Annotated in this window: 23 protein-coding genes; 14 read left to right on the forward strand and 9 right to left on the reverse strand. The window is 62.8% G+C overall.

The genetic code is table 11. From position 1 onward, the window contains the following. Positions 1 to 123 precede the first annotated feature (123 nt). The 3 genes from ACE04I_RS21855 to ACE04I_RS21865 are packed head-to-tail and all read left to right on the forward strand — an operon-like array spanning position 124 to position 3,871. Positions 124 to 597, forward strand: coding sequence for a (2Fe-2S)-binding protein (locus ACE04I_RS21855; RefSeq protein ID WP_046794903.1), 474 nt, complete (start codon positions 124 to 126; stop codon positions 595 to 597). Further along, on the forward strand, positions 597 to 1,580 hold the full coding sequence (locus ACE04I_RS21860) for an FAD binding domain-containing protein (RefSeq protein WP_487207601.1): 984 nt from the start codon (positions 597 to 599) through the stop codon (positions 1,578 to 1,580). Before ACE04I_RS21855 ends, ACE04I_RS21860 begins: the two co-directional genes overlap by 1 nt. Then, positions 1,577 to 3,871, forward strand: coding sequence for a xanthine dehydrogenase family protein molybdopterin-binding subunit (locus tag ACE04I_RS21865; protein WP_487207602.1), 2,295 nt, complete (start codon positions 1,577 to 1,579; stop codon positions 3,869 to 3,871). The genes ACE04I_RS21860 and ACE04I_RS21865 overlap by 4 nt, the downstream gene beginning before the upstream one ends. A 39-nt stretch (positions 3,872 to 3,910) precedes the next feature. On the opposite strand, the gene ACE04I_RS21870 is transcribed toward ACE04I_RS21865, so the two are convergent. Beyond that, positions 3,911 to 4,573, reverse strand: a complete 663-nt coding sequence (locus tag ACE04I_RS21870; RefSeq protein ID WP_046794900.1) for a sulfite oxidase-like oxidoreductase — start codon at positions 4,571 to 4,573, stop codon at positions 3,911 to 3,913. Positions 4,574 to 4,647: 74 nt separating this feature from the next. On the opposite strand from ACE04I_RS21870, the gene ACE04I_RS21875 reads away from it, so the two are divergent. From ACE04I_RS21875 to ACE04I_RS21895, 5 genes are all read left to right on the forward strand, one after another. Beyond that, positions 4,648 to 5,817: an aminotransferase gene (locus ACE04I_RS21875; RefSeq protein WP_046794899.1), complete on the forward strand. Its 1,170-nt coding sequence runs from the start codon at positions 4,648 to 4,650 to the stop codon at positions 5,815 to 5,817. A gap of 26 nt (positions 5,818 to 5,843) precedes the next feature. Further along, positions 5,844 to 7,094: a DUF763 domain-containing protein gene (locus ACE04I_RS21880; RefSeq protein WP_046794898.1), complete on the forward strand. Its 1,251-nt coding sequence runs from the start codon at positions 5,844 to 5,846 to the stop codon at positions 7,092 to 7,094. A gap of 81 nt (positions 7,095 to 7,175) precedes the next feature. Beyond that, positions 7,176 to 8,813: an alpha-amylase family protein gene (locus ACE04I_RS21885; RefSeq protein ID WP_046794897.1), complete on the forward strand. Its 1,638-nt coding sequence runs from the start codon at positions 7,176 to 7,178 to the stop codon at positions 8,811 to 8,813. A gap of 3 nt (positions 8,814 to 8,816) precedes the next feature. Beyond that, positions 8,817 to 9,800 carry a TIGR03885 family FMN-dependent LLM class oxidoreductase gene (locus ACE04I_RS21890; RefSeq protein ID WP_046794896.1) on the forward strand — a complete coding sequence of 328 codons (984 nt, stop codon included), beginning with the start codon at positions 8,817 to 8,819 and terminating at the stop codon, positions 9,798 to 9,800. 31 nt (positions 9,801 to 9,831) lie between these two features. Further along, a complete protein-coding gene (locus ACE04I_RS21895; protein ID WP_046794895.1) occupies positions 9,832 to 10,122 on the forward strand; it encodes a hypothetical protein in 291 nt (96 codons plus the stop codon). Positions 10,123 to 10,130: 8 nt separating this feature from the next. Here ACE04I_RS21895 and ACE04I_RS21900 read toward each other — a convergent pair whose 3' ends face one another. Together ACE04I_RS21900 and ACE04I_RS21905 are read right to left on the reverse strand one after the other, a co-directional pair. Next, positions 10,131 to 11,324 (reverse strand): pyridoxal phosphate-dependent aminotransferase, encoded by a 1,194-nt coding sequence (locus tag ACE04I_RS21900; RefSeq protein WP_046794894.1) that lies wholly within the window; start codon positions 11,322 to 11,324, stop codon positions 10,131 to 10,133. A gap of 13 nt (positions 11,325 to 11,337) precedes the next feature. Further along, positions 11,338 to 11,979 (reverse strand): TetR family transcriptional regulator C-terminal domain-containing protein, encoded by a 642-nt coding sequence (locus tag ACE04I_RS21905; RefSeq protein WP_046794893.1) that lies wholly within the window; start codon positions 11,977 to 11,979, stop codon positions 11,338 to 11,340. 491 nt (positions 11,980 to 12,470) lie between these two features. Here ACE04I_RS21905 and ACE04I_RS21910 point away from each other — a divergent pair, with 491 nt between their 5' ends. From ACE04I_RS21910 to ACE04I_RS21925, 4 genes are all read left to right on the forward strand, one after another. After that, the gene (locus tag ACE04I_RS21910; protein WP_046794892.1) at positions 12,471 to 12,743 is read left to right on the forward strand and encodes a hypothetical protein; all 273 of its coding nucleotides are present in this window, start codon (positions 12,471 to 12,473) and stop codon (positions 12,741 to 12,743) included. A 45-nt stretch (positions 12,744 to 12,788) separates the two neighbouring features. Then, complete coding sequence (locus tag ACE04I_RS21915; protein WP_046794891.1) at positions 12,789 to 12,992, forward strand: hypothetical protein; 204 nt, start codon at positions 12,789 to 12,791, stop codon at positions 12,990 to 12,992. 25 nt (positions 12,993 to 13,017) lie between these two features. After that, positions 13,018 to 13,266 (forward strand): hypothetical protein, encoded by a 249-nt coding sequence (locus ACE04I_RS21920; RefSeq protein ID WP_046794890.1) that lies wholly within the window; start codon positions 13,018 to 13,020, stop codon positions 13,264 to 13,266. A 145-nt stretch (positions 13,267 to 13,411) separates the two neighbouring features. After that, positions 13,412 to 14,089: a phosphoribosyltransferase gene (locus ACE04I_RS21925; RefSeq protein ID WP_046794889.1), complete on the forward strand. Its 678-nt coding sequence runs from the start codon at positions 13,412 to 13,414 to the stop codon at positions 14,087 to 14,089. Between the two features lie 7 nt (positions 14,090 to 14,096). On the opposite strand, the gene ACE04I_RS21930 is transcribed toward ACE04I_RS21925, so the two are convergent. Further along, positions 14,097 to 14,849 carry an endonuclease/exonuclease/phosphatase family protein gene (locus ACE04I_RS21930; RefSeq protein WP_046794888.1) on the reverse strand — a complete coding sequence of 251 codons (753 nt, stop codon included), beginning with the start codon at positions 14,847 to 14,849 and terminating at the stop codon, positions 14,097 to 14,099. 65 nt (positions 14,850 to 14,914) lie between these two features. On the opposite strand from ACE04I_RS21930, the gene ACE04I_RS21935 reads away from it, so the two are divergent. Continuing rightward, on the forward strand, positions 14,915 to 15,856 hold the full coding sequence (locus ACE04I_RS21935) for a lysylphosphatidylglycerol synthase domain-containing protein (protein WP_046794887.1): 942 nt from the start codon (positions 14,915 to 14,917) through the stop codon (positions 15,854 to 15,856). Here the strand turns inward: ACE04I_RS21935 and ACE04I_RS21940 are convergent. From ACE04I_RS21940 to ACE04I_RS21950, 3 genes are all read right to left on the reverse strand, one after another. Then, on the reverse strand, positions 15,836 to 17,332 hold the full coding sequence (locus ACE04I_RS21940; RefSeq protein ID WP_487207603.1) for a phospholipase D-like domain-containing protein: 1,497 nt from the start codon (positions 17,330 to 17,332) through the stop codon (positions 15,836 to 15,838). The two genes, ACE04I_RS21935 and ACE04I_RS21940, sit on opposite strands and share 21 nt — an antisense overlap. 98 nt (positions 17,333 to 17,430) lie before the next feature. Next, a complete protein-coding gene (locus tag ACE04I_RS21945; RefSeq protein WP_046794885.1) occupies positions 17,431 to 17,637 on the reverse strand; it encodes a hypothetical protein in 207 nt (68 codons plus the stop codon). A 27-nt stretch (positions 17,638 to 17,664) separates the two neighbouring features. Then, positions 17,665 to 17,844: a hypothetical protein gene (locus ACE04I_RS21950; protein ID WP_046794884.1), complete on the reverse strand. Its 180-nt coding sequence runs from the start codon at positions 17,842 to 17,844 to the stop codon at positions 17,665 to 17,667. Between the two features lie 213 nt (positions 17,845 to 18,057). Between ACE04I_RS21950 and ACE04I_RS21955 the strand changes: the two genes are divergently transcribed. Beyond that, positions 18,058 to 18,567, forward strand: a complete 510-nt coding sequence (locus ACE04I_RS21955; RefSeq protein ID WP_046794883.1) for a ferritin-like domain-containing protein — start codon at positions 18,058 to 18,060, stop codon at positions 18,565 to 18,567. A 43-nt stretch (positions 18,568 to 18,610) separates the two neighbouring features. On the opposite strand, the gene ACE04I_RS21960 is transcribed toward ACE04I_RS21955, so the two are convergent. Together ACE04I_RS21960 and ACE04I_RS21965 are read right to left on the reverse strand one after the other, a co-directional pair. Beyond that, on the reverse strand, positions 18,611 to 18,826 hold the full coding sequence (locus tag ACE04I_RS21960) for a hypothetical protein (RefSeq protein ID WP_046794882.1): 216 nt from the start codon (positions 18,824 to 18,826) through the stop codon (positions 18,611 to 18,613). A 180-nt stretch (positions 18,827 to 19,006) separates the two neighbouring features. After that, the gene (locus ACE04I_RS21965) at positions 19,007 to 19,225 is read right to left on the reverse strand and encodes a hypothetical protein (RefSeq protein WP_046794881.1); all 219 of its coding nucleotides are present in this window, start codon (positions 19,223 to 19,225) and stop codon (positions 19,007 to 19,009) included. Between the last annotated feature and the right edge of the window lie 30 nt (positions 19,226 to 19,255).

Here is a 19,255-nt window from a genome sequence, read left to right on the forward strand (position 1 = left end):
GGATGTCATGCCGAAACCCACTCATGGCCATCCCGTAACCCATAGCTAGGGCGCCAGGGCCGGATTGCCAGCCCATTCCAATATCGAAATCTCATTCTCGTGACGATGGCAGGAGCTTGATCCATGACACGAACGGTTCATCTTTCACTGGAGATCAATGGAAAGACACGCGAACTCGATGTCGAGCCGCGGGTCACCCTGCTCGATGCTCTGCGCGAGCATCTGGAACTCACCGGCACCAAGAAAGGCTGCGATCAGGGCCAGTGCGGGGCATGCACGGTGCATGTCGACGGCAAGCGCGTGCTTTCCTGTCTGACATTGGCAGCCCAGGTCGAAGGCCGCCAGATTGCTACGATCGAGGGCTTGGCCGCGGAAAACGGCGATCTGCATCCCGTGCAGGCGGCGTTTCTGGAGCATGACGCCTTCCAATGCGGCTATTGCACGCCGGGCCAGATCATGTCGGCGGTTGCCTGCATCCGCGAGGGGCATGCCGGGTCGGACGAGGAAATCCGCGAATACATGGCCGGCAATCTCTGTCGATGCGGGGCCTATAACAGCATCGTCGCGGCGGTCCGCGAAGCGGCGGAGGCGGCGTGATGAGAGATTTTTCCTATTCCCGCGCGACCTCGGCGGATCAAGCCCGTCAGGCTGCCATCCAATCAGGTGCCATGCTGCTTGCCGGCGGTACTACGCTTCTCGATCTCGCCAAGTGCGGTGTCTTCGAACCTGAAGCGGTCATCGATATCACGCACCTGCCGGGCTTTTCGGATATCGAAATGGACGCGGCCGGCGCAAGAATCGGCGCGCTCGCCAAAATGGGCGAAGTGGCGGATCACCCCGCGATCCGGGCGAACTTCCCCGCCGTTTCGGAATCACTGCTGCTGGCGGCTTCCGCCCAACTTCGCAACATGGCGACTGTCGGCGGCAATCTCCTGCAGCGGACGCGCTGTCCGTATTTCCGCGATCCCGCCACGTTTCCCGCTTGCAACAAGCGCAGTCCGGGTTCCGGCTGCTCGGCGATCGGTGGTGTCACCCGCAACCATGCGGTGCTCGGCACGAGCGAGGCCTGCATCGCCTCCTATCCCGGCGATCTGGCGGTCGCGCTCGTCGCTTTCGATGCTTCCGTCGATCTCGGCGGACGGACCGTGCTGGCAGATGAGTTTTTCCTGACACCCGGTGACAGGCCGGATCGGGATACCGTCATCGAGCCGGGAGAGATGATCGCGGGCATCGTCATCCCCGCGTCGCCGGCCGCGAAGAATTCGACCTATCTCAAGGTCCGCGACCGGCAATCCTACGAATTCGCGGCGGCTAGTGCTGCGGTCGGTCTCGAGCTGGAGGAGGACGGCCGGACGGTCCGCGACATCCGCGTCGCGCTTGGCGGGGTCGCCACCAAGCCGTGGCGGGCGCGTGCCGTCGAGCAGGCTCTCGTCGGCAAGGCTCTCGATGCGGCCTCCGTGGAAAAGGCAAGCCGTCTCGCCATGGAAGGCGCCGTTTCCTACGGGGCCAACCGCTACAAGATCGAACTTGCGCCGCGTGTCGTCGCGCGCGCCATCCTGCAAATGGGAGGTCTGGCATGACCATCATGGAAACCCGCACCAAACAGGGCGATGCCTCCGATGGCGCGCTCGGTGGACGCTTTTCGCGCCTCGACGGCAAGCTGAAGATCACGGGCGGCGCGACCTATGCGCTGGAGCATCCCGTCGAGGGGCTCGCCTATGCCGTGCTGGTGCAAAGCACGATCGCGGCCGGCCGGGTGGTTAAGGTCGATACGACGAAGGCAGAGGCGGCGCCCGGCACACTTCTGGTCGTTACGCCCGAAACCGATCTGGAGCTGAAGGTCGCCTCCGACTGGTATGGCAATCGCCCCGACGATCAGCCCTATCATCCGCTTCCGCGTGAAGTCGCCTTCAACGGCCAGGCCATCGCCGCCGTTATTGCCGAGACGCTCGAGCAGGCGACCGAAGCGGCACGGCTGGTCGAGGTCACCTATGAGGAGACGACCGCCGTTGCCAGCATGGACTCTCCGAATGCCGGGGAGGGCAAGCTGGTCGACCAGTTCAATATTGCCTGGGGCGATGCCGAAGAGGCGCTCGCGGCATCGCCGTTGCGCATCGAGGCGGAATACAGCACGCCGCGTGAATATCACGTGCCGATCGAGCCGCATGGGCTGACGGCCAGATGGGACGGCGACCGGCTGACGATCTGGGAGCCGAGCCAATGGACGCACGGCATGGCGCGTTCCTATGCGGAACTCTTCGGCTTGCCGGACGAAAACGTGCGCCTCCTATCGCCCTTCATCGGCGGGGGCTTCGGTTCCAAGGCAGCCGTTTACGCCTATGGAGCTGTCGCAGCGGCGGTGGCCCGCAGGCTCGGCCGACCGGTGAAGCTCGCTGTCACACGGCCGCAGAACTTTACCTCCTATGGCGGAAGAGCGGCGACGCGCCAGACTCTGGAACTCGGCGCAAATTCCGACGGCATCCTGCAGGCGATCGTGCATCGCGGAGCCAGCGAGACGTCCACCTATGCCGATTTTCCGGAGCAGACGAGCGCCGCCACACCTCTCATGTATGCGGTGCCGAATTTCAGTTCCGAGCACCGGCTGGTGCCGGCCAATACCGTGATGCCGGGTGCCTTGCGTGCTCCTGGGAAGAACCCTAGCGCTTTCGGGCTGGAATGCGCGATGGATGAACTCGCCTACGCGGCTGGTGTCGATCCTGTCGAGATCAGGCTCAGGAACTATGCCGAACACGACCCCCAATCGGGCAAGCCCTGGTCTACCCGCCAGATGCGCGAAGCGCTTGCGGCGGGTTCCGAAGCCTTCGGTTGGGCGAAGCGAAGCTTCGAGCCGCGCTCCATGCGGGACGGCCGCCAACTTATCGGCTGGGGCGTCGGCTGCGGCACATTTCCGGTGCTGCGGGCAGCGAGCGAGGCGATGATCCGCCTTCTCTCGGACGGCACGGTGGAAGTGGTCAGCGGCGCAATCGACATGGGGCAGGGGACCTATACGATCCTTGCCCAGACGGCTGCCGAAGCGCTCGGCGTTCCGGTTGGACAAATCGATGTCCGGCTCGGCGACTCGTCGCTGCCGGGCGCGACCGTGGCGGGCGGCTCGATGCTGGCGGGCGCGATCACCGGCGCTGTACACAAGGCGGCGACGGCGGCGCGGGAAGAGCTGATCGGGCTTGCCCTCAACGATGCCAATTCGCCCTTCCGCGATACGGGCGCCAACACCTTGACTGTCACCGATGGTCGGATTGCCGTGCCTCGCGGCGATGGACCGTCGCTTACGGTGGCGGAATTGATGTCCGTTACGGGACGCGATCTGATCGAGACCCGCCGCAACACGCTTCCGGAAGCGGATCAGGGGCCGGAGGGACACAAGCGCGCCTGGACGACCATGACGGCCATCCAGGGGCCGACCGCCGGCGACTATTCGATGTATAGCTGGTGTGCGCATTTCGTCGAGGTGAGGGTCGACGAGGACTTCGGCACGATCCGTGTCTCGCGCATCGTTTCCGCTTTCGATTGCGGCCGGATCTACAATCCGAAGCTCGCCGAAAGCCAGTGGCGCGGCGGCATTATCATGGGTATCGGGCAGGCCTTGCTGGAGGAGGGATTGGTCGATGGCCGCAATGGGCGGGTCATCAACAACAATCTCGGGGATTACCTCGTGGCGACCAATGCCGATGTGCCGCATATCGAGGTCATCTCAGTCGGTATCCCCGATCTCAATGCCTCGGTGCTGGGTGGCAAGGGCGTGGGCGAGGTGGGCATCGTCGGCGTCGCGCCGGCGATCGCCAATGCCGTGTTCCACGCGACCGGCAAGCGGGTCCGCGATCTGCCGATCACGCTTGATAAGTTGATCTGAGATAGCCCTCACCCCGTCCAAGCGGGGTGAGGGCTTAAATCAATCGCCCGAATAGCGTTCCTCGGCCCAGGGCTCGCCCCGCATATGGTAGCCATTGCTTTCCCAGAAGCCGGCGCGGTCCCGGTCGAGGAACTCGATCCGGTGCAGCCATTTGGCGCTCTTCCAGAAATAGAGATGCGGCAAGACGAGGCGCACCGGCCCTCCATGCTCCCGCGTCAGAGGCTGGCCTTCCCATTCGGTAACGAGGATCGCGTCGGGGGAGGCGAAGTCGGAAAGCAGCAGATTGGTGGTATAGCCGTCGTAGCTCGTCAACATCACGGCAACCGCCTCGTCCTTCGGATCGACCGCGTCCAGGAAATCATGCGTGGAAATGCCCTTCCAGTGGTTGTCGTAGCGCGACCAGGTCGTCACGCAATGGATATCGGAGCGCATCTCGCTTTGCGGTAGAGCCTGAAGGGTTACCCAGTCGAAGGTCCGGGGATGGTTGACGAGGCCGCGAACGTCGAGCCGCCACTGTGAGGTCGTGACCTGCGGCTGCTGGCCGAGATCGAGGACGGGCCAGTTCTTCACCAGGTGCTGGCCGGGCGGCAGGCGTTCGGTTTCCGGGCGGGAGATGCGGCCGGTCAGGAACTTTCCCTGTTCAGCCCATTTTCGCTTAGTGATGGTGAGCTTGGAATCTGGCGGTTGAAGGTCGTCGGCCATGTCCGGTTCTCCTTGCGTCCGGCGATAATCTGGTAAAGAAGGTGGTGAAATCAATCGCCCCTTTGGAAATACCGATGCCCGCCTTCAATGCCCTCGTCGAAAAGCTGAGCCCGCCGCCCGTTCCCTCCGTCTTCGCCTGGGGGCGTGCCTATGACGGCTCCAAGGGGCCGCTCATCGACCTTTCGCAGGCGGTGCCGGGCTATCCGGCGCATCCGGATATGCTGCGTCTCTTGGGCGAGACGGCCTCTTCCGCGGCTTTCACAGGTTACGGGCCGATCGAAGGGGAAATGTCGCTTCGCCAAGCCTATGCGGAGCATGTCTCGGATGTCTACGCTCGCGTGGAAGCGGAAAACATCCACATCACCTCCGGCTGCAATCAGGCCTTCGTCTGCGCGGCCATGACGGTTGCGGGACCCGGCCAGACGGTTCTGATGATCGAGCCCTTCTATTTCAACCACGAGACGACGCTCGCCATGATGGGGGTGAAGACGCGGTTCGTTCCTTGCCGGGCCGAAAACGGTTTCCTGCCCGATCTGGTCGATCTCGAAAAGGCGATCACCGGCGACGTGCGGGCGCTGGCGCTGGTTTCCCCGAACAATCCGACCGGTGCCATCTATCCTCCTTCCCTGCTCGAAGCGATCTTCAAGCTCTGCCGGGAAAGGGGAATCTGGCTGATCCTCGACGAGACCTACAGGGACTTCATGCCCGAGGCCGGCAAGGCTCCGCATGGATTGCTCGGGCTCGACGGCTGGGATGAGACGCTGATCGGCCTCTACAGTTTCTCGAAATCCTTCTGCATTCCCGGCCATCGGCTCGGTGCAATTACGGCCGGAGCAAAAGTGATCGAGCAGATCGCCAAGATCATGGACAATCTGCAGATCTGCGCGCCGCGCGCGGCCCAGGCTGCCGTCGCCGAGGCGCTGCCGCTGCTTGGCGGTTGGCGCGAGGAAAACCGCCAGGAGATCGGCCGCCGCGCCGAAGCCCTGAAGGCGGTGATGCAAGCAGTTCCGGAGTGGAAGATCGGTGCGATCGGTGCCTATTTCGCCTTCGTGCGGCATCCCTTCCACGGCGTCGGCTCCGCGGAAGTGGCGGAGAAGCTTGCGAAGCAGGCCGGCATCATCTCGATCCCCGGTGCCTATTTCGGCGAAAGCCAGCAGGATTACCTGCGTTGCGCCTTCGCCAATGCGGATGTGGCGACGATCGGGCGGTTGGAAGAACGTTTGAAGAACTTTTCCCTGTCCTGATGCTGCTGGCCGCGATATAAGCGGCCATGGTCCAGAGAGCAGGCAGCGCCGATCTTCCGCTTCACGGCGGCCGGGTTCCCCGGTGGCTCGGCGAGCGCATGACGAGCCTTGGCGCGCTCATTGCCGAAGCCATCATCCAGCACTACGGCCGCGACGAATTCCTCCGGCGGCTTGCGCATCCCTTCTGGTTCCAATCCTTCGGCTGCGTGATGGGCATGGACTGGCATTCGTCAGGCATCACCACCAGCGTCATCGGAGCGCTCAAGCGGGGGCTCACGCCACTTTCAGGCGAACTCGGCATACATGTCTGCGGCGGACGCGGACAGCATTCCCGCAAGACGCCGGGCGAACTCGTGACGATCGGCGAGCGCGTCGGCATCGACGGAGAGGAACTTGCCACCGCAAGCCGGCTGGTTGCCAAGGTCGATAGCGCAGCGGTGCAGGATGGTTTCGATCTCTACCTGCACGGCTTCATTGTCACCGATGACGGCAAGTGGGTGGTGGTGCAGCAGGGCATGAACGGAGACAAGCGCCAGGCGCGTCGCTACCATTGGCTTTCGGAAGGGATCACGAGCTTCGTTGATTCACCGCACGCTGCGATCGAGGGTCGCCAGCAGGGCGAGATCGTCAATCTTGCCGATCACAGGGCCGAGGCTTCCCGCATGGGTCAGCTGGACCTGCTTTCCTCGCTTGGACCGGACCGGATCGTTCGCGAGATCGTCGCACTGGAGCCGAAGCGAAAGGCTGCGGCGCAGCCCATGCTGCCGCATCTCGTCATGCCGGAGCACCACGACGTGCGGGAGAAGGATGTGAACATGAAGCGGCTGCATGGCACGCTCGCCGCCGCGGCCGATCGCGGCCCGCAGGATTTCGAACATCTGCTGCTCACTCCGGGTGTCGGCGCCCGCACCGTCAAGGCACTCGCCATGGTGGCTGAGGTGGTACACGGGGCGCCCTGCCGCTTTTCCGATCCCGCGCGCTTCTCGCTCGCCCATGGCGGCAAGGACCGGCACCCTTTCCCGGTTCCGCTCAAGGTCTATGACGAGACGATCGGCGTGATGAAATCCGCAGTCCGCAAGGGCAGGCTCGGCCGCGAGGAAGAGCTTCAGGCGCTGAAGCGGCTGGACGACCAAGCCCGTCTCACCGAGAAATATGTCACCGGTCTCGACCTCAAGGAAATCGTGGCCGGCGAGTTTCGCCATTCGCACGAATGGGGCGGCCGCAGCGTCTTCGGCTGGGAAATGCCGGAGGCCGAAACGGCGGCGAAACGCAGATAAGCCGCGGTTCCTTTCGGGAACTTTCTTCCCCCTCCAGCACTTTACGGCCTTGCATCCCGGTAAACCGAGCAGAGGCCGTTCATGACGACACCCACCCTGTCCTGGTACAATGAAGCCGTCATCTACGGCATCGATGTCGAGAAATTCGCGGACGGAAACGGCGACGGCATCGGCGATTTCATCGGCCTTGCGGAGAAGCTGCCCTATCTCGCCGACCTCGGCATCACCTGCATCTGGCTGCTACCCTTCTACCGCAGCCCGGACAGGGACAACGGCTACGACGTCAGCGATTTCTATTCCATCAATCCGGATGTCGGAACCTTCGACGACTTCCTCAATTTCCTGCACAGCGCGGGCGAACACGGCATACGGGTCATCATGGATCTCGTGGCGAACCACACCTCCAACGAGCATCCGTGGTTCCAGGCGGCGCGCCGCGACAATCATTGCCGCTATCGCGACTATTATGTCTGGAGCCCCGATCCGCCGCCGGTAGCCGCGGGAGCCAAATCGATCTTCCCCGGAGAGGTGGACAGCCTCTGGACCTATGACGAGGTGGCTCGGGCCTATTACTTCCACAATTTCTACGATTTCCAGCCGGAGCTGAATTTCGCCAATCCGGAAGTGCGGCAGGAAATCCTGCGGATCGTCGACTACTGGCTGGCCTTCGGCATCAGCGGCTTCCGGCTCGATGCCGCGCCGCTCATCATTGCCGACAAGGGGCTGGAGCACGCCAATCCGCGCGATCCGCACGGCATCCTGATGGAGCTTGCAAGCTATCTGAGGGCGCGCCGTCCGACGGGGGTGCTGATTGGCGAGGTCAACATGCCTCCGGAAGAGACGGGCCGGTATTTCGGCGAGGGCGACCAGCTGCATCTCCTCTTCAATTTCATGCTCGCCTGCTACATCTTTGCGGGGCTCGCGAAGGAAGATGCCGGGCCCATCAATCATGCCATAAGCCTGTTGCCCGAACCGCCGGCCGGCTGCGGCTGGGCCAATTTCCTGCGCAATCTCGATGAACTCGATTTCTCGCGCGTGCCGCCGGAATTGAAGGAGGCGGTGTTCAACGCCTTCGCGCCGGACAAGGAAATGCAGGTATTCGACCGCGGCGTGCGCCGCAGGCTGGCGCCCATGCTGGACGGCGACCAGCGGCGGATCGAACTGGCGCTCAGCATCATCTTCTCGCTCCGCGGGCCGCCGCTGATCGTCTATGGCGACGAGATCGGCATAGGGGAGGACCTCAACCAACCCGGCCGAACAGCGGTGCGCATACCGATGCAGTGGTCGGCGCGGCGGAATGCCGGTTTCTCGAATGCGCCGACAGGCAAGCTGAAGGTGAAGCCGGTCGACAACGGGCATTTCTCCTACAAGAAGATCAATGTCGAGGAGCAGCAGAAAGATCCCCAATCGCTTCTCAACACCGTCAAGCGATTGATCGTGCTGAGGCGCGCCCAGCCGCTCTTCGTCAAGGGGCGGCCCGTCAGGCTCGGCGCAAGCAATCCGGCCCTCCTGGTCCATGGCTTCGAGGATGCAGGCAATTTGCTGCTCATCGTCCACAATCTCGCCGGCCGGGTCGTGGAAGCCGAAATCCATCTCGGCGGCATGGAGGCGGAAGCATTCACCGATCTGATCGACAAGTCCGAATACAAGGCCTCGCCCCGGCTGCGCCTCAAGCTCAAGCCCTATCAATATCTCTGGCTGAGTTCGGAGAGGGAGTGAGCGATGGCGCATATCGGCTATCACGCCTCCCATGAGCAATTTTCGCCGAGCGAGCTTATCGGCTATGTGAAGCTCGCGGAAGCGGCGGGGTTTTCCGCGGTGATGTCGTCCGATCATTTCGCGCCCTGGAGCCTGCGGCAGGGACAATCCGGCTTCGTCTGGGCCTTTCTCGGCGCCGCGATGCAGGCGACGAAGCGCATTCCCTTCGGGCTGATCACCGTGCCTTCCGGCTGGCGCTATCATCCGGCGCTGACGGCGCAGGCTGCGGCGACGATCGGCGAGATGTTTCCTGGCCGGTTACCCTGGATGGCGCTCGGCAGCGGGCAGGCGCTGAACGAGCACATCACCGGCGAGCGCTGGCCTTCGAAAGGGGAAAGGAACGAGCGGCTGCTGGCCGGCGCGGAGATTATCCGGGCGCTGTTTTCGGGCGAGACGATCAGCCGGGATCATCCGATCAAGGTGGACGAGGCGAAACTCCATACGCTTGCGAAGACGCCGCCCAAGCTGGTTGCGGGAGCGCTCTCGCCGGAAACGGCGGAATGGGCCGGCTCCTGGGCGGATGGATTGATCACCGTCAACCAGCCGCGTGAAAATCTCACGAAAATCATCGAAGCCTTTCAGCGGGGAGGAGGGGAGGACAAGCCGGTCTATCTGCAGGTTCATCTCTCCTGGGCCGCGACAGACGGCGAAGCGAGGGAGAACGCCTTCGATCAATGGCGCAGCAACGCGGTCAGCGCGGCCGTCGCCGAAACCCTGAGGCTGCCGGAGGAGTTCGACGCCGCCTGCGTGCAGGTGCGGCCCGAGGATATGGACGAGCATGTGCGCATATCCGCGGATCCCTCCCACCATCTGGACTGGCTGGGCCGGGATCTGGAGATGGGGTTTTCGGAAATCTACCTCCACAATGTCGGGCGCAATCAGCGCGAGTTCATCGAGATCTTCGGTGAAAAAGTGCTGCCCGAACTTTCGGAACGAAGCCTCGCCTGAACGGTTCATGTTGTGAACCGGGGAGGCGAGCATGGAACCCAAAGAAAAAGCGAAATCCGGCGGCGGTGGGCCGAACATTACCAAGAGTTCCGGCACCGGCGAGATGACACGCCGCCACGAGGCCGATCCCGCCACCGCCGATCTCAACAAGGCCCGCAAGGTCTGGGAGGCCGAGACCAGCCGCGATCCGAGCGGCCGGGTGGCGGATGCGGGCGATGCCGGTGGCGGCAGCGCGCTTCCCTATGACGAGGAGGCGGAGGCTGAATTCGTCGGCCGGCAGACCACCCGCAAACCCTCATCCAAGGATGACAAGGCGGAGTAATACGTGGCTCAGGCCCGCTTTTCCGTCAGCGCGACCAGGCGGCTTGCAAGATCGCCGATCCGTTCCATGGCGATTGCCAGAACGTCGTCCGGCACGGTCAGCGAAATGCGCAGAAAGCCGGCGGCCTGATCGCCGAAGGACCTGCCAGGCATCACCGCCACCTTCTCCTCCTGCAGCAGTTCCCAGGCGAACTCTTCGCCGCCGAGGCCGGTTGCGGCGACGTCGAGCAGGATGAACATCCCGCCTTCCGGCGGCATGGGCGTTATAAGATTATTGCCGGCAAAGGCCTTTTCGACGATCGCGGCACGGCGGCGATAATTCTCGCGCATCACGTCGGCGGTCTCGAAGCGCCTTGAGAGAGCCATGGCCGTCATGTCGGCGATGAAGGGCTGTACGCCGAACAGCATGGTCTCGGAAACGGGCAGCACCTTTTCGCAGAACTCTTCCGGCCCGGCGGCCCAGCCGCTGCGGAAGCCCGGCGCGGCATGGGACTTTGAGATGGAGGAGACGACGATCGTGCGCTCCGCGAGTTCCGGAATGTCGAAGGGCGAGGCGAACGGCGTGCCTTCGAAGATCAGCTCCTCATAGACCTCGTCGCAGACGATCCAGAGATCATGCCTGCGGCAGACCTCGCCGATCGCGGCGATTTCGGCGGCCGTCAGCACGGCGCCCGTCGGGTTGTGGGGCGTGTTGAGCAAGAGCACGCGGGCTTCGGGCGTGATCGCCCATTCCAGATCCTCGGCCTTCATGTGGAACCTGTTCTCGGGCCTTAGCGGCACGGGGATCATATGCGCGCCCGTCGAGGCGATCACGCCTTCGTAGGTGGCATAGAGCGGATCACCGACGACGACACCGTCACCTGCCTCGACGAGGCCGGCCATTACGCTGTAGAGCGCCGTCTGAGTGCCGGGAAAGCAGAGGAAGTTGTTCTCGGTCACGCCCTTGCGGCGCTTTGAATATTTCTCCACCAAGGCGTTCAAGACCGTGGGTTCGCCGCGGCCGTTGGAATAGCGGGTGCGGCCCGCATACATGGCCCGCGCAGCCTCATCGAGAAGCGCCCTGTCGGGTGCGATGTCCGGCTCGCCGATCGTCAGCTCGATGACGTCCTCGCCCGCAGCCTTCATGCGGCGGGCGGCGAGGTGAACGGCCCAGCGGCCGGAGCCGAGATGGGCGAGGCGATCGGTGATCGAAGCATAACGCATGGCATTTCCTTTTTTATGTCTCGGAAGCCGAAAGCTCGCCCGGCGAAAGCCGGAGCAGGGCTTCGACGGAAGAAAGAGCGGTTTCGGCAAGCCCTTTGTCGGCAAAAAGGTCCGCGGCAAGCGTACCCTCGAGCCAGAGGCCGTCGATCAGGCCGTTGACGGCGATCGCGTGCGCGCGGCATTCCTCGCGGCTGACGGTCCGGCCCTGTTCCGCATGGAGAGCGAGGAGCAGAGCTTCGAGCGCCTCCAGAAAGGTCAGGTAGTTCTCGCGATGAATGGCGGCGAAGGTCGGGTCGAGCGGAATATGGCTGATGAAAGCCGCCCAGAGCGAGAGCGTGCGCGGGTCCGTGACGGGCGGCGTGACGTTGGCGACGATGAATCGGCGCAGACGCGTGCGGGCATCGCCGCCCTCCGTCGCCGCGCGGATCGCCTCGTCCGTTATGCCGGTCATGACCTGCCGATAGGCCGCCTGCAGCATCTGGTCCTTGCCGGCGAAGTAATGGCGGATAAGCCCGCCCGTGACGCCGGCGCGCGTGGCTATCTGCCGCACGGTTGCGCCGCGGATGCCGAATTCGGCGATGCAATCGAGCGTGGCGGCGATCAGGTCCTCACGCCGCTCGGTCTCGCTTGCCCTGTGATAGCTGCGCCGGTTCACCGAAATGCCCGCATGGGGCGGATGACATTGAAAAGCCGGGCAAAAGGCATGGCATAGGCGCCGCAGGCCTGCATCGAAACGGTCTCCCGGAATTGCGGATAGGGGCGGAGTCCGCTCCCAAAATTTGTCAGTGGTTGAAGTTATTATACGCTTGAATAATGCCTGCACAAGTCAGGCTTCATGCCTCAATTCTTATCCAGGACGATTAAGGGATCGTATCCCGGCGCGCGCCGCGCCGCCTGAGCGGGATCAGCGGAGCCTCCGGTCAGGCAGGAAAAAGGCGCCTCCCTGAAAAAGGAGGCGCCAGTTGGGAGGGTATTTATGACGCCGTCGATCGGACAAAGTTCTGTGATCGACGTCGCCTGAACACCGGGCCCAGGCAAAGGTTCCCGTTTTCGTACGCATATCTCGGGTCTATATCCCACGCCTTGCCGGAACAATCGCGATGCCGGCCGGTTCTGTCTTTGCATCAAAAACGGAGACAGGAGCCAATGAGCAAGGCAGTCCAGACCACCAATCACGATGAAATCCGCCATTGGATCGAGGAACGCGGCGGCCATCCCGCGCGAGTAAAAGCGGCGGCTGGCGAAGGCGGCTTGCTGCGCGTCGATTTCGGCAGGCCCGAAGAGGCGCTGGAAGAAATCTCGTGGGAGAATTTCTTCGCGGTCTTCGACGATAACGAGCTTTCGTTCCTCTACCAGGAGGAAACCGATGACGGCAAAACAAGCCGTTTCAACAAGTTCGTCGCACGCACGCGACATTGAATGCCGCGGCTGCCTTGCGGCACACGCGATCAAGGAGGACGAGTCATGACGTCCAAGCACTTCAAGCCCCGAAAGCCGAGCGACGCCGACCTGAAATCCGATCCAGGCATCGGCCAGTCGAAAGGTCTCAACCGAGCCACCGGCAACGAGGAGATCGCAGGCGAAAATACGGATGAAGGCGATGTCGCGAACGATACGCTGCCATCCGGCGGTATCGATCCCGACCAACGCGGCCGCGCGAACAAATAGCGGCGACGAAAAGGAGGAATTCATCATGCAGGGTGCGAAGACCCACGAGCAGCAGCGGAACATCATCGAAAAGCGCGAGAAAACGGCCAATGCCGGCAAGGACTTCGATGCGAAGGCTGATCTCAACCGCAGCGAGGCCGCGCGCAAGGCTTTCCGCAAGGGCGATGACATGAGTATGCGCACGGCGGATGTCTCGATGAATGATGATCCTTCCATCATCCGCGGGCGCAACCAGGAAAGCGAGCATCGCAAGGGCGGCGGCGGCAGCCGATAGCGCCTCCGCCGGAACGAAGGCGCTCTCCCAAGGGTTTCCGGCAAGGTTGTCCGGGTGCCGGTCGGGGGCTATGATCCCCGAAGGGCAGGGCAACAATATCCGGCCGTGGCGACTTCGCCGCGGCGGAGCGTCTTGGGAGGATGACATGTTCGGATTTGGCCCCACCTTTGCAGATCGTGGCGATGCCGGAAGGCAGCTGGCGGATGCCCTTCAGGAACAGGCCCACGCCAATCCCATCGTGATGGCGCTGCCGCGGGGCGGCGTACCCGTCGCCTTCGAGGTGGCGCGGCGGCTCGATGCGCCCCTCGATCTCTTGATAGTCCGCAAGATCGGCGCTCCTGGCCAGCCGGAATACGGCATCGGCGCCGTAGTCGATACCAAGGAGCCGCATGTGGTCGTCAACGAGGAGGCGGCGCGGAATTTCTCGATCCCACCCGGCTATCTTGCGACCGAGCGAGATCACCAGCTCTCCGAAATCCAGCGGCGTCACCGCATGTATTTCGGGGAGGACGAGCCACGTGATCACGACCATTCCGGCAGGGATGTCATACTGATCGACGATGGTATCGCCGTCGGGGTCTCCATCCGCGCCGGCATCCATGCGCTGAAACAAATGGGTGTTGCCTCCATCTGCATCGCTGTACCTGTTGCGCCGCGGGATGTGGTGGAATCCTTGAGGGACGAGGTCGACGAGATCGTCTGCCTCTCGGCTCCCGAGCGCCTTCAGGCGGTCGGCGCCCATTACGGCGATTTCACCCAGACGACCGATCAGGAAGTGGTTCGGCTGCTGAAGGAAGCGCGGAAATTCGGCAAGGCGCCCTGAAACGGTTCTAAACCTCAACGGTTGCCAGCAGCGGCAGGTGATCGGAGGCGCGGCGTGCGAGTTTCGTCGAAGCTACTCCGGCTTCGCGCACCTGGATGTCCGTGGACACGAAGATATGGTCCAGCCTCAGGAAGGGATAGCGGGATGGAAATGTGGGCCTTGGCTGCATCACCGTACGGTTCTGGACGTCGGCCATTCCCCGCGAGAGATTGTGATAGACCGGCGAGGAAGGGACGGAGTTCATGTCGCCAATCAGGATTATCGGCTTCTCCCGGCAATCGGGGTGGCCGAGCCAGTCGGGCCCCCGCAGCACGGCCGTCTGCCTCAGCCGGTCGCGGCGCCGGAGGCCGAGATGGGTGTTGAACACCTGAAGCTGCGTATCGCCGGCGGTTATCTCCACCCAGATCGCACCCCGCTGCTCGCCGTGGGAGGGCAGGACGTCTCCCTTGACCAGGCGCATCGGGAGCGCCGTCAGCACGGCATCGCCGTAATGCTCCTCCTCCACCTTCAGCGCGGCGTGGAAGTGGAATTCCATGCGCAGGAGGGATGCGATGATATGGGCCTGATCCATGCCGCCGGTGCGGTTGCGGCCGACATCCAGCTCCTGCAGCCCGATGATGTCGGGCTCGAGAGCGGCGATGACCTCCGCTACCCGGACAGGATCGAGCCTACGGTCGGTGCCGATGCAGCTATGGACGTTGTAACTCAGGATCTTGAGTGCCTGCCGGGCGGGAAATGGTCGTGTCTCGGTATCCGTCATGCCGCAGGGAACCCCTTTGCCCGGCTTTTCGTTCCCACACGGGACTCCGGCAACGGAGGAAGAGAATGATCGCCAGGCGGCACGTGCTGAGATTGTTGATCGCCGCGGCGATCTGCCTTGCCGTTCTCCTCGTTTACCGCAGCCTGGGGCGATACTCCTTCGAGGAGATCGAAGAGTCCGTCGGCGCCATTCCCGGATGGCGGCTGGCTTCCGCTCTCGGTTTTGTCGCCTGCTCCTATCTTTGCCTCACGGGCTTCGATGCGCTGGCGTTGAGATATGCCGGAAAACCGCTCTCCTATCCGCGCACGGCGCTCGCCTCCTTCACGAGCCTTTCGATCGGCCACAATGTGGGGCTGGCGGCGCTCAGCAGCGGCGCGGTCCGATACCGCTTCTATTCGCGCTGGGGGCTTTCCGCCGAGCAGGTCGCCAAGGTGATCGTCTTTTGCGGAGTGACGGTGGGATTGGGGCTCGCCACGCTCGCGGGGCTCGCCCTGCTTTTGAGACCGGGTGGCGATCCCAATCTGCTGGGGCTCGACAGGCCGGCGGCGATCCTCCTGGGCCTCGTGTGCCTCGCTCTGCCGCTTGCCTATATGCTGATCTGCGCCTTCGTCCGCCGCCGGCTGAGACTGTGGAGCTGGAGCTTCGAGCCGCCCCGGCCGGCGCTCGCTCTCGGGCAGATCGTCATCGGAACGCTGAATTTTTCCTGCGTGGCGGCTTGCATTCACCAGCTTCTCGCGGGCTTTTCGGATGCCGGCTATCTGGATGTTGCGAGCGCCTACGTTACCGCCAATATCGCGGCGTTGATCAGCCACGTGCCGGGCGGGCTCGGCGTTCTGGAAGCAACCATGCTAAGTATCCTGCCGGATGCGGAATCGATCGGCGCACTGGTTGCCTTTCGCGTTCTCTATTTCTTCGTGCCTCTGACGGTCGGCGTGCCGATCCTGATCGCGAGCGAAGCCTATTATCGCCGCCGCCCGGAAAAGGTGTCAGAACAGGCGACGAGCTAGGCGGGAGAAAAAGCGCCGGATACCCGCCTCAAACTGCGGGACGGGCCAATAAGGCTGCTTGGGATCGACAAGGCCGGTGCCGATCATGGATTGCGTCTCGCCGTTGCGAGGATCGACATCGAAGGGCCGCAGTCCGCGCGGGCGGATGTTCAGGGCATCCACGGCTGCGAACATGGAGCCCGTTCGGGCGATGATTTCGGCCACTTCCCGCGGCGAGGCGTCGAGATGTTCAGCCAGCAGGTCGTTGCGGATGGCGGCGATGGCGCTCTGGCCCGCCGGCGAGCCGGTTTCGATTGCCAGGTCGCATTCCGTATCGAGCCCTTCGGAGCGATTGTTGAGGTTCGACGAGCCGACGCGAATGAAGCGGTCATCCACGATGATGACCTTGGAATGCACGATTACCTCCTGCTCGCCGCCCCTTCCGTCCGGCACGACAGCGTAGAAGACCCGAAGCCGCTTGTTGCGGTCGGCGCGCTTCAGCCGGCGGATAAGGCGATTGCGGTTGTGCCCCATCATCAGCTTTTCCAGGAAGCCATGGGACTTCCGGGTCACGACCACCAGGATTTCCGGTCCGTCAGCTTCTCTCAGGCGCCGGGCAAGCGTGCGCGCGACGCCGAATGAGGCGAGATACTGGGTTTCGATATAGAGGTGGCGCTTCGCGTTTCTCAGCGCGTCGTGGGTCAACCGGATCGCTTCCCTGTGGCCGCGGTGTCCCCTCCACTTCCATGCCTCGGTGAGCGCCAGCGCGGCATTGCAATCCGTGAGCGCCGGCTCCAGATCCTCGGGCCAGGGTGCGTCGCCCGGAAAACCGTGTGCCGTCAATTTTTCACCGGTCGCTTTCTTCCACCGGCGGCGTGCGACGTCGCCAATCATCCCGGCAGCGTCTCCGCTCACGATCGCCTGCACGTCATGCAACGGACCGTAACTCGTCCCGTCCGGAGCAATCCGGCAGGCATCTTCGACCCGGTGGAGGCGATCGTCCCAGCGTTTGGCGGTAATGTCGATGCCGCCGAGGAAAGCGGTCCGATCGTCTATCGTGACGATCTTCTGGTGATGGCTTGCCCGAAGCGGGTGACGGAAGTCGAAGCGCAGGAAAATGCGGGGATGATCGCTCCATCCCATCTTGCCGAAAACCTTGAGGCTCCTTCCCGAATAGACCGGGCCCATTCCCCAGACGAGGAGACGGATTTCCAGATCTGGCCTTTCCTCCGCCAGCATGTGAAGCAATTGCCCCAAGGTTTCGCTATCGGGCTCGTCCTGGCGCAGGCGAATATCGGGGTTGAAATCCCAGCCGACGATGAAGATGGATTTCCGGGCCTTGCGGAGAACCTGATCGAGCCGGCGGAAGTAATCGGCGCCATCCACCAGGAATGCCGCCTTGTCGGCCCTTGCGCTGCGCCATGCGTTGCGTCCGGGCCGGATGATCGGGTCGATCTGGACAAACTCGGGTGTGGAAAGCTCTATCGCCACGTCCACCTGCGCCATCTCCTGAGATGAGTGATAGATGAACGTGCGAAATTTTCCCTTTGTTCCAACGGTCTCTCCCACGCTGAGGGGCGCGGGAGAAGGATCCGCTACTGGTCTATGCCGTGTGGAGGCGGATTGAGGGGTTCAGTGCCGCCAAACTCCGCTACATTGAAGAGCTCCATCGCGGCCAACACGCAGAGAAGGATGAACAGGGCCGCGGCAAATAGCTTCCAGAGCTCCAGCCTGGGCGCTCCATGCTCTTCGCCGGGGTGCTTGTCTCCGCGATGCGTGTGCATGTCGCTATGGGTTGCCATGGTCACCTCCTGTTGCCACCGGACCCATTATTGAACGCGGTTGCCCGGCGGCATGTAGACCGGCGGATTTTCGGTTTCGTCCGGATTAGGCAATGGTGCCTCGTCCGGAAGGCGGTCCGGCTCAGGCTCGTCGATCGGCGGTTCCGGCTTCCAGGTCGGCGCCGGCATCGGCGGCTGTTCGCTCGGTTCGCGTGGATCGGGCATCATGATTAGTCTCCTTGCGGTACTCTTCCTTGCAGGAGCACAACGGAGCCCGGCGGCTATTGTTCCTCCCGACAGGCGCTCCGATCGGAGCCTTTTTCGGGCAGTATCTTCGGGCCCGGCGAACGGTCGGCGGAACTTAGCGCGTCTTCTCAAGTTGATGCGATGCGCCCGACGAGCCCGGCCCGTCGGGAGGTCGAAGATGCTAGGAGAAACGACATGACCCATGCCAGAGACAATTTCATCGCGTGGCTTCGGGACGCCCATGCGATGGAGGAGCAGGCCATAACGATGATGACGGCGCAATCGCGGCGCCTCGAGAACTATCCCGATCTCAGAAACCGCATCGAGCAGCATCTGATCGAAACCCGAGCGCATGCTGAAGTCCTGGAAGACCTGCTTGGGCGGTTCGCGGCGGGCGGCGCCTCGACGCTCAAGGATATCGCGGGAAAGCTTGCCGCAACCGCCCAGGGGCTCGGAGGCATATTCACGAGCGATGAGGTGATCAAGGGAGCCATGGCGAGCTACGCGTTCGAGCATGTGGAGATCGCGAGCTACCGTGTGCTGATCGCAGCGGCGGATGAGCTTGGGGAGATCGAAGCGAAAGCGGTGTTCGAGCGTATCCTGGAGGAGGAGATCGCAATGGCCGACTGGTTGGAGGCAAACCTCGACAACGTCACGCGGGTCTTCCTCATGCGCGACGAACGCGAACTGCAGGCCAAGCGTTAGGGATCAGATACCAGCCGCCGTCGGACGGCTGGCGGAAGCGCGATCAGTTCTTGATGTGGGGCATTTCCCCCAGATGGATGTGGAGTTCTCTTTCGTCCCGCACACCTTGTTGATAAAGCTGCAGAATTTGCGCAGCTAGATCATTGGCGGCCAAACTTCCACCATCCAGTCCGCGCTCAGCGCACAGCGTGTTGAAGAAACGCTGGAGGAAAGCCAGTTCGCTTGGTTCGAATGCATGCGTAACGACTGCCGTATTCATTGTTTTCGGCCTCCATTACGGGGCGAAGCGTGCCTTGCCTCCCGTCGCCATCGCCCCTTCATACCCTGGCGATAGCCAACAGTGACTCTTTCCCCCATTCTTTGCAAGGGTGATCTTGACAATAAATCCGGTTCAATTCCGCGAGGAGTGAATCTCACCCGGTTGTGATGATTCGGTCCGCTAATCCTCTTTCAAATGATTGGCTTCGTGATCGTGAAACTGCTCTGTCTGCACGGCCTTGCTGTCGAGGCCACGCTGGCGGGAATGCTGCGCCTTGTCGCGATTGGAAAGCACCGTGTTTTCGGGAATGAGCTCCTTGTCGACGTCCGTCATGGCGCCGCTCCCGCTACCCTTGCCCCGAGTGCCGCTGCCGACATGTTTCGTGCTCGCATGGGCCATCGATATTCCTCCTGTCCAGGTCGGTATATC

Source organism: Rhizobium moroccans, assembly GCF_057559155.1.

What these genes read in the sequence shown, in the direction of transcription:
- ACE04I_RS21945 (WP_046794885.1), bottom strand. Translation starts at nt 17,637, where the DNA reads ATGGCAACCCATAGCGACATGCACACGCATCGCGGAGACAAGCACCCC.
- ACE04I_RS21965 (WP_046794881.1), bottom strand. Translation starts at nt 19,225, where the DNA reads ATGGCCCATGCGAGCACGAAACATGTCGGCAGCGGCACTCGGGGCAAG.
- ACE04I_RS21935 (WP_046794887.1), top strand. Translation starts at nt 14,915, where the DNA reads ATGATCGCCAGGCGGCACGTGCTGAGATTGTTGATCGCCGCGGCGATC.
- ACE04I_RS21920 (WP_046794890.1), top strand. Translation starts at nt 13,018, where the DNA reads ATGCAGGGTGCGAAGACCCACGAGCAGCAGCGGAACATCATCGAAAAG.
- ACE04I_RS21880 (WP_046794898.1), top strand. Translation starts at nt 5,844, where the DNA reads ATGGTCCAGAGAGCAGGCAGCGCCGATCTTCCGCTTCACGGCGGCCGG.
- ACE04I_RS21955 (WP_046794883.1), top strand. Translation starts at nt 18,058, where the DNA reads ATGACCCATGCCAGAGACAATTTCATCGCGTGGCTTCGGGACGCCCAT.
- ACE04I_RS21860 (WP_487207601.1), top strand. Translation starts at nt 597, where the DNA reads ATGAGAGATTTTTCCTATTCCCGCGCGACCTCGGCGGATCAAGCCCGT.
- ACE04I_RS21865 (WP_487207602.1), top strand. Translation starts at nt 1,577, where the DNA reads ATGACCATCATGGAAACCCGCACCAAACAGGGCGATGCCTCCGATGGC.
- ACE04I_RS21925 (WP_046794889.1), top strand. Translation starts at nt 13,412, where the DNA reads ATGTTCGGATTTGGCCCCACCTTTGCAGATCGTGGCGATGCCGGAAGG.
- ACE04I_RS21855 (WP_046794903.1), top strand. Translation starts at nt 124, where the DNA reads ATGACACGAACGGTTCATCTTTCACTGGAGATCAATGGAAAGACACGC.
- ACE04I_RS21930 (WP_046794888.1), bottom strand. Translation starts at nt 14,849, where the DNA reads ATGACGGATACCGAGACACGACCATTTCCCGCCCGGCAGGCACTCAAG.
- ACE04I_RS21885 (WP_046794897.1), top strand. Translation starts at nt 7,176, where the DNA reads ATGACGACACCCACCCTGTCCTGGTACAATGAAGCCGTCATCTACGGC.
- ACE04I_RS21890 (WP_046794896.1), top strand. Translation starts at nt 8,817, where the DNA reads ATGGCGCATATCGGCTATCACGCCTCCCATGAGCAATTTTCGCCGAGC.
- ACE04I_RS21910 (WP_046794892.1), top strand. Translation starts at nt 12,471, where the DNA reads ATGAGCAAGGCAGTCCAGACCACCAATCACGATGAAATCCGCCATTGG.
- ACE04I_RS21875 (WP_046794899.1), top strand. Translation starts at nt 4,648, where the DNA reads ATGCCCGCCTTCAATGCCCTCGTCGAAAAGCTGAGCCCGCCGCCCGTT.
- ACE04I_RS21915 (WP_046794891.1), top strand. Translation starts at nt 12,789, where the DNA reads ATGACGTCCAAGCACTTCAAGCCCCGAAAGCCGAGCGACGCCGACCTG.
- ACE04I_RS21950 (WP_046794884.1), bottom strand. Translation starts at nt 17,844, where the DNA reads ATGATGCCCGATCCACGCGAACCGAGCGAACAGCCGCCGATGCCGGCG.
- ACE04I_RS21870 (WP_046794900.1), bottom strand. Translation starts at nt 4,573, where the DNA reads ATGGCCGACGACCTTCAACCGCCAGATTCCAAGCTCACCATCACTAAG.
- ACE04I_RS21900 (WP_046794894.1), bottom strand. Translation starts at nt 11,324, where the DNA reads ATGCGTTATGCTTCGATCACCGATCGCCTCGCCCATCTCGGCTCCGGC.
- ACE04I_RS21960 (WP_046794882.1), bottom strand. Translation starts at nt 18,826, where the DNA reads ATGAATACGGCAGTCGTTACGCATGCATTCGAACCAAGCGAACTGGCT.
- ACE04I_RS21895 (WP_046794895.1), top strand. Translation starts at nt 9,832, where the DNA reads ATGGAACCCAAAGAAAAAGCGAAATCCGGCGGCGGTGGGCCGAACATT.